7 protein-coding genes are annotated in these 7143 nt (G+C 41.4%); 6 read left to right on the top strand and 1 reads right to left on the bottom strand.

The window, feature by feature from the left end; genetic code table 11:
* The first annotated feature begins 203 nt into the window (after positions 1-203).
* The 5 genes from V7L97_RS09620 (at position 204) to V7L97_RS09600 (ending at position 5480) form a co-directional block, all read left to right on the top strand.
* On the top strand, positions 204-581 hold the full coding sequence (locus V7L97_RS09620; protein WP_333655435.1) for a peptide chain release factor family protein: 378 nt from the start codon (positions 204-206) through the stop codon (positions 579-581).
* Positions 582-883: 302 nt separating this feature from the next.
* On the top strand, positions 884-1312 hold the full coding sequence (locus V7L97_RS09615) for an FKBP-type peptidyl-prolyl cis-trans isomerase (protein WP_442891801.1): 429 nt from the start codon (positions 884-886) through the stop codon (positions 1310-1312).
* A 106-nt stretch (positions 1313-1418) separates the two neighbouring features.
* Positions 1419-3557, top strand: coding sequence for a glycosyltransferase family 39 protein (locus V7L97_RS09610; protein WP_333655433.1), 2139 nt, complete (start codon positions 1419-1421; stop codon positions 3555-3557).
* Positions 3558-3565: 8 nt separating this feature from the next.
* The gene (locus tag V7L97_RS09605) at positions 3566-4510 is read left to right on the top strand and encodes a glycosyltransferase family 2 protein (RefSeq protein WP_333655431.1); all 945 of its coding nucleotides are present in this window, start codon (positions 3566-3568) and stop codon (positions 4508-4510) included.
* The gene (locus V7L97_RS09600) at positions 4494-5480 is read left to right on the top strand and encodes a lysylphosphatidylglycerol synthase transmembrane domain-containing protein (protein WP_333655430.1); all 987 of its coding nucleotides are present in this window, start codon (positions 4494-4496) and stop codon (positions 5478-5480) included. Before V7L97_RS09605 ends, V7L97_RS09600 begins: the two co-directional genes overlap by 17 nt.
* On the opposite strand, the gene V7L97_RS09595 is transcribed toward V7L97_RS09600, so the two are convergent.
* Positions 5442-7022, bottom strand: coding sequence for a sigma 54-interacting transcriptional regulator (locus tag V7L97_RS09595; protein ID WP_333655429.1), 1581 nt, complete (start codon positions 7020-7022; stop codon positions 5442-5444). The two genes, V7L97_RS09600 and V7L97_RS09595, sit on opposite strands and share 39 nt — an antisense overlap.
* 21 nt (positions 7023-7043) lie before the next feature.
* On the opposite strand from V7L97_RS09595, the gene V7L97_RS13050 reads away from it, so the two are divergent.
* A partial coding sequence (locus V7L97_RS13050) for an FAD-dependent oxidoreductase (RefSeq protein ID WP_442891802.1) occupies positions 7044-7143 on the top strand: 100 nt, incomplete at its 3' end.

Raw genomic sequence — 7143 nt, 5'->3', positions numbered from 1 at the left:
CACTGCTTAAAGACTTTAAAAAGTGTTAATTCAAGTGTATATGAGAGATAATAAATGCATTATCCATAAAGTATCCAATGTAGTAGATGACGGATACAAGATAAAGTTTGCACAAGTGCGTGGTTTAAAGTCTTTTCGCAGCACCTGACATATATTTTTTAGATTGGAATCGCTCAATTTAGGTTTAGGGTTAATTGTGATCTATGCCAAATTTTGCTGTAAGTGAAGAAAAGAATAAATGGCTCAGGGAGAAAATGGAGTCTCTTGGAATTAGCGAGTTTGACATTGAGGAGAAGTTTATTCGCTCATCTGGCAAAGGAGGCCAGAATGTTAACAAGACCGCCACATGCGTTTATCTCAAGCACATCCCTACAGGCATAGAGGTGAAATGCATGAAGGATAGGAGCCAGTCCATCAACCGCTTCCTCGCCAGACGGGAACTCGTAGATAGGATCGAGAAGCTGTCCGGCAAAAAGACAAATGAAGACATAAAAAGGGGAAAGATAAGGAGACAGAAGGCGAAGAGGAGAAAGAGGGCGAGGTTGAAGCACGAGCACACTGATAGCCCACCAAATCAATAAGCCATGTTCCACGTGGAACATAACCCTACTCTGAATTGCACAAAGTATGGCAGCAGGTGTGCTGAAAAGACCTTACACTTCAAAATATCGTAAGACATCATACTTGAATCCGTCACCTACTACATTGCTATCTGTTTAGGCAAGAGCGTTATTGGTCTTCTGATATGCACAAAGGACAACGACTTTGTAAAGGCTTTGATGCACACCTGCTGCCATAGCGTGGTAATACTTGCGCAATTTTTATCACTATAATATGGTAAACTATCTATCTTTGGTAGAAACTAAAAGCATGAGGAGAAGAAATGGCGGCGGTTAAACAAGGAGATACAATAAGGATCCGTTATGTTGGAAGGCTCGAAGACGGCACAGTATTTGATTCCTCGGAAGGTCGTCCTCCTCTTGAATTCAGTGTAGGCGGAGGAGAGGTTATCCCGGGTCTTGAGCAAGGAGTTGCAGGAATGAGCATCGGGGAAACTAAGACTATTACAATTCCCGCGGAACTTGGATACGGCCAGTACATTAAAGAACGTGTCTTTGAGATGGACAGGAAGAAGATGCCTGGCAATTTTAATATAGAGGTGGGATTGAGGCTGCAAATGTACAGGGCTGACGGCATGCCCATGATGGTCACAGCAGTGGGCATATCCGAAAACACACTGACAATGGACTGCAATCATCCCCTTGCAGGCAAGACTTTGATATTCGATGCCACGCTGGTTGAGATAGTATAAATACTTATTTTTCAATGGGTTATGATTAAGCGACAGCACGAAGTATTATAATCAACCACTCTTGAACATATAAGAACCTGTGAATATTTTTGACATTGATAAAAGTTTGTTCTTTCTCATAAATCACGGCACCTCCAATGCCTTATTTGATATGGCAATGCCCTTTATTACATCAAAGAACTACCTGCTGCTCATTCCCTACCTGCTCTATGTTCTTTACAAGGCGTATACAGAACAGAGGACAAAGGATGACCCAGGATTTAATGTGAAAACTGTTTTATGGGGTTTTTTTCTGGCAGCAATTGCCTTTCTATTGAGCGATTGGCTGGGAAATGAAATAAAGCATATCATCAGGAGGATACGGCCTTGTAATGTCCTTGAAGGGGTAAAGCTCCTTGTCGGTTGCACAAAGTCATACTCTATGCCTTCAAACCATGCCACCAATTCCTTTGCTGCTGCTGTAGTCCTGTATTATTTTACCCGCCGGAATATTCCCGTGTTGTTTAGTGTTTACCCTTTAATCCTTGCTGCCCTCGTTGCCTTTTCGAGGGTGTATGTGGGAGTCCATTATCCAGGAGATGTTGTAGTAGGAGCGCTTTTGGGCACTGCTATTGCGTTTGTAATCGTAGGATTATTCAGATATGCATCATTGCACTATAAGACCAAACCGCACTCAACACTGCTTTTTTCCTCTCTGTCCGTGATAAGCGTTTTCAGACTATATTACATTCTCCATGGGCCATTGGATCTCAGCCCTGACGAAGCACACTACTGGGAATGGTCGAGAAGGCTTGATTTGAGCTATTACTCAAAGGGACCAATGATTGCATATCTGATTTATGTTGGCACTTCTATTTTTGGTGATACAGTTTTTGGAATAAGGATAATGGCAGTTATCTTTTCTGCATTGAGCAGTGTTTATATGTTCAGGCTTGTTAATCATGTGTACCCCCAACAGACAGAAAGTAATGGCCAGCTTGTGGCTTTATCGTCGGCGCTTTTATTGCAAGTTATTCCTCTTTTTGCACCATTCGGCGTGATTTTTACCATAGATTCTCCGTTCATATTCTTCTGGATTTTGTCACTGTATATTTTCTGGAAGGCAATAAACAGCGAAAGGTCAAAGGGCAATGGTCAAGGGTTAAATCATGCTCGATGGATTCTTTTAGGCATTTCCATCGGCCTTGGTCTATTAACAAAATACACAATGGCATTCTTTTATCTCTGCGCTTTTTTGTTTCTGCTCTTTTCAGAAAAAAGATACTTGCTTAAAAGCTCGAAGCCTTACACAGCATTGCTGATTAGTCTCCTCGTCTTTAGCCCTGTAATCATCTGGAACTTCCAGCATGACTGGGTGACCATCAGACATACAGTAGGACAGGCGCATGTTTCAGAAGGATTGACAATATCTTTAAAAAACTTTATTGAATTTTTAGGCTCACAGATAGGAATAATTACCCCGATTATCTTCGTAATGATGTTCTATGCCCTAATCAAATTAGGGGCAAGGGGCAAGTCGAAGACCCATGGGGGGCAAGGGCCAGAGGAATTATTGCAATCCGGATTTTTATTGCATTTTTCTATACCTGTTATAGGATTTTTCTTATTAAAGAGCATCCATGGAAAGGTTCAGCCAAACTGGGCGATGACAGGCTATATAACAGGAATAATCGCATTTGCAAAATATTTTATGGGACGAGGGACAAAAGGCAAGGGTCAAGGAAGATTGTTAGTAATTGCGGGCATTACAGTTGCGATTCTCGTCACTGTGATAGCCTACTATCCGTCAATCATAAAATTACCTCCTAAATTAGATCCGTCTTCGCGATTAAGAGGCTGGAAGGAATTGGGCGTGGAGATCGGTAGGATTCATGACTCTATGAAGAATAAAGGGGAAGTCTTTATTTTCTCCGACAGATATCAAGTATCGAGCGAGCTTGCCTTTTATGTAAAGGGCTATCCAAGAACATACTGTATAAACCTCGGAAGAAGGATGAATCAGTATGACCTCTGGCCTGATATAAACAGTAATGCCTTTAAAATACGTAGCAGTGGAAGCACTATTAATGCCATTTTTGTTAGAATAGACAATGTTGATATGCCTTTAGAAGCGGCTGAGGCATTTGAGAAATATGACAAGAGGCTATTGCAGGTTTATGATAGAGGGCATCTGTTGAGGGAATATTCCATATTCATTTGTTATAATTTCAAAGGCATTAAGACAGCAATGCCAGAAAAATATTAGGAGGGAAGATGTCGGTATCTGTTGTTGTTCCCTTATACAATGAGGAAGAAAATGTTAAGGTATTGAATGAGAGGTTGAAAGAGGTCATTGATACCCTTGGCACAGAATACGAAATTATCTATGTCGATGATGGAAGCAACGACAGGACATTGAACCTCCTTGAGGATATACAGAAGGCAGACAGGAATGTTTTGGTGCTCAGCCTCAGAAGGAACTTTGGACAAACTGCCGCTTTTGCCGCAGGATTTGACTTTGCAAGGGGTGACATCGTTATCACCATGGATGGTGATCTCCAGAACGATCCGAAGGATATTCCGAGACTCCTCGATGCCATAAGGGATTGTGACCTTGTCAGCGGATGGAGGAAAAAAAGGAAGGATACATTTCTCACAAGAAGACTCCCTTCAATGATAGCCAACTGGTTAATAAGCAAGGTTACAGGAGTCAAGCTTCACGACTACGGCTGCTCATTAAAGGCGTACAGGAGGGATGTGGTAAAGAACCTCAGGCTGTATGGCGAGATGCACAGATTTATTCCTGCTGTTGCAAGCTGGTACGGTGTCAGGGTGGCAGAGATAGAAACCACCCATCATCCAAGGCTCAGGGGAAAATCAAAATATGGAACTTCAAGGACAATCAAGGTATTGCTCGACCTGATAACCGTAAAGTTCCTGCAGAGCTTTTCCACAAAGCCCATGCAGTTCTTCGGCCCAATGGGCATGATATTCGGAATAGTTGGTGTGGGCATATCCCTGTATCTTTCCATAGAAAAACTCTTTATGGGGGTTAATATCGGAGGAAGACCCCTTCTCCTTTTAGGCGCCCTCCTTATAATAGTAGGTGTCCAGTTTATTGGTATGGGTCTCCTTGGGGAGATGCTTGTAAGGGTGTATCATGAGAGCCAAAAAAAACCTATATATGCAATAAAGAAGATCCTTGGCCCAGGAAAGTAAAATAAATAAAAATAGAATAAATAAGACAATCAAAAAGATAGCAATACTTATTGCAAAGCTTTCTGTAAGCTCTATCCTCCTTTATCTTCTCATTTTGAAGATTGGCACACAGACAATTATTAATAACATGAGGGCGTTGAGTCCTGCGACCTTTATTGCAGCAGTAGGAATATATATAACGACAACCTATCTTTCTTCAAGAAGATGGAATTTGCTGATACCGCAGGATATGGAAACAAAAGGGCTCTTTTCTCTGTATATGATAGGGTCATTTTTTAATGCCTACATGCCTGGAATAATAGGGGGAGATGCGGTAAAGGCATATTATCTCAGCAAAGTGTTGAAAGAAGATAACTCCACGCCACACACCCATCAATCCTCACTCTCGGTTGCCATTGCTTCTGTATTCATGGACAGATACATTGGCTTCTCTGCCCTTCTTGCCATCAGCATTATTGCCTTCCCCTTTGGATTTAAGTATCTCGAGGGAACGGCTGTAAAATGGCTTATGCCCCTGGTTTTAGTTGCCTTTATATCAGGCAGCATTATTGTTCTTAAGTTCAGGTTTGGGGAGCGGGTGAAGTTTCTTTTCAGGATATATGAATACTTCCAGATTTACAGTAGAAAAAGGCATATTTTGTTTAAGGCTTTTTTATATTCTCTGGTTATCCAGATTTCCGGCATTGTCGCCATTTATATTTTATCAAAAGGTATTTCTCTGAATATCTCGTTTCTGTCTCTTCTGATCTTTGTTCCGATTATTATTCTGATTTCCTTTATTCCTGTATCCATATCAGGGATTGGCTTGAGAGAAGGGGCATTTGTCATTTTTTTAGGGACAATAGGAGTGCCTTCGGACTCGGCAATGACCCTGTCTATTCTCTGGTTTTTATCCGTAGTTGTTGCCAGTTTATGGGGGCTTTTTGAGTATTTAAGATTCAAGTCTGTGTTTGGCGGAGAGGTAAAATAATAGTCTCTTCAGATCCTTTAAGTTGTTTTGAAATGTATGTGTTTCGTAATATTCCTTTAGTCCAAGGAGCAATGCCTTATCGGTGAGATTGAGATTGTATTTTTCTATGACGCTGCTTCCAATAAACTCAAGATCTTCTCTCCTCTCTCTCAATGGCGGAATATAAATACTTACGGGCTTTAAGACGCATAAAAGCCTTTCTGAAAACCTTCCCTCCCTTGCCTCTTCGAAGATATTCTTTTTTGCGGTAATAAAAAATCTGATATCGAAGAATGTAGGATGGGTTTCCCCTATTTTGTAGAATTCATCTCTGCAGAATATTTCTGCGAGCTTGTCCTGCAGGCTCAGTGGGATTTTGTCTATATCTTTAAGCAGTATGGTTCCTCCATTTGCAAGCTCTAAAGCGCCTTTGTGCTTTTCTTTTCCTAAAAAACCTCCCTTTGCTCCAAAGAGTTCTAATTCGAGGGTTTCGCTGTCCAGTGTCCCGCAGTGAATGGATAAAAAGGGCTTTGTTTTTCTGGGATTGTCAGGACGGTGGTGAAGGGCGACAGCCAGCAATCGTTTTCCAACACTGGTTTCTCCATGTATGAAGATGTTTTTTTCTTCCCGATTCGCGGCATATATTTTCTCAAGGGAATTTTTCAGAGGCTCAGATTTTGTTAAGAAGCTGATTCCTGAAAGGTGATAATCTTCTGCACTGACTATGAATTTTTCCGAAAGTTCCTCAACTTTGAACTCCTTACACACATCCTCGAATCTTTCTACGATGTCCGCAAGCAATTCCTCGACCTCATTTTCAGGTATTTTGAAATACCTCTTGCTCATCTCCCTGAACTCCTCCTGTGCTTCAACAACAGCAGGGAAAAGGATTGCCCGCGCTGCGGACTCGCTGACGTCCATTAGCTGGAAAAGCTGATAGGATTTATAGTTTACAGAAAATCTTGCTGGATGGCTAAAAAGTTCTATGCGCTGACCATCCTCTGAAAATATAAAATTCATGATGTTTATTAGTTCCTTATAGATTCTGGGCGACACGGTATTTTTGTCAAGCTGCTTTAAGAGATTTGTCTTGAACAATCTTTCTTCTATAAAGATTTTATGTTCGATAGGGACTCTGAGCAATAAGTCGCAAATTTTTTTATGTTTAGGATGCTCTGCATACATAAATAAAATCCCGATGGATGACATAATGCCTGCGAAAAATGCCTCTTCGTCTTCTGCTATATCTGCTTTTTCGTTTATAATGGATGCCGCCTCTCCAGCCAGAACCGAATAGCACCATAGCAGCATATATTCTTCATCAAGAAAGTAGTCCTGCTGGAGTATATGCCTCTGGAGACCCTCTGCTCCGATGAGCGATATGGCCTGGGATATGGATGTTATTTCTGCCCTCGTGGTAAGGGCATTAACATTTTGAAGAAGAGAAAAATATAAGCCGGGGTCATATTTGATCAGTCTCGAAACCTTTTGCAGCGGCTCATTTTCATTCTCGATTATAGAGCGGAGGGAGCACACTGTATGTTCAAAGACAGGGATACTCATTAATGTTATAATAATCAATTAATGTATAAAGAGCAAGACTTTGATGTGATTGTCATAGGTGCAGGTCATGCAGGATGCGAGGCAGCCCTTGCATCTGCCCGTCTCGGTCTGGAGACCTGTA

It is taken from the genome of Dissulfurispira sp. (assembly GCF_036745535.1).
Classification (GTDB): Bacteria; Nitrospirota; Thermodesulfovibrionia; order Thermodesulfovibrionales; family Dissulfurispiraceae; genus Dissulfurispira.
The sequence above is the reverse complement of the archived record's forward strand: the minus strand, read 5'-3'. Positions and strand labels throughout refer to the sequence as shown.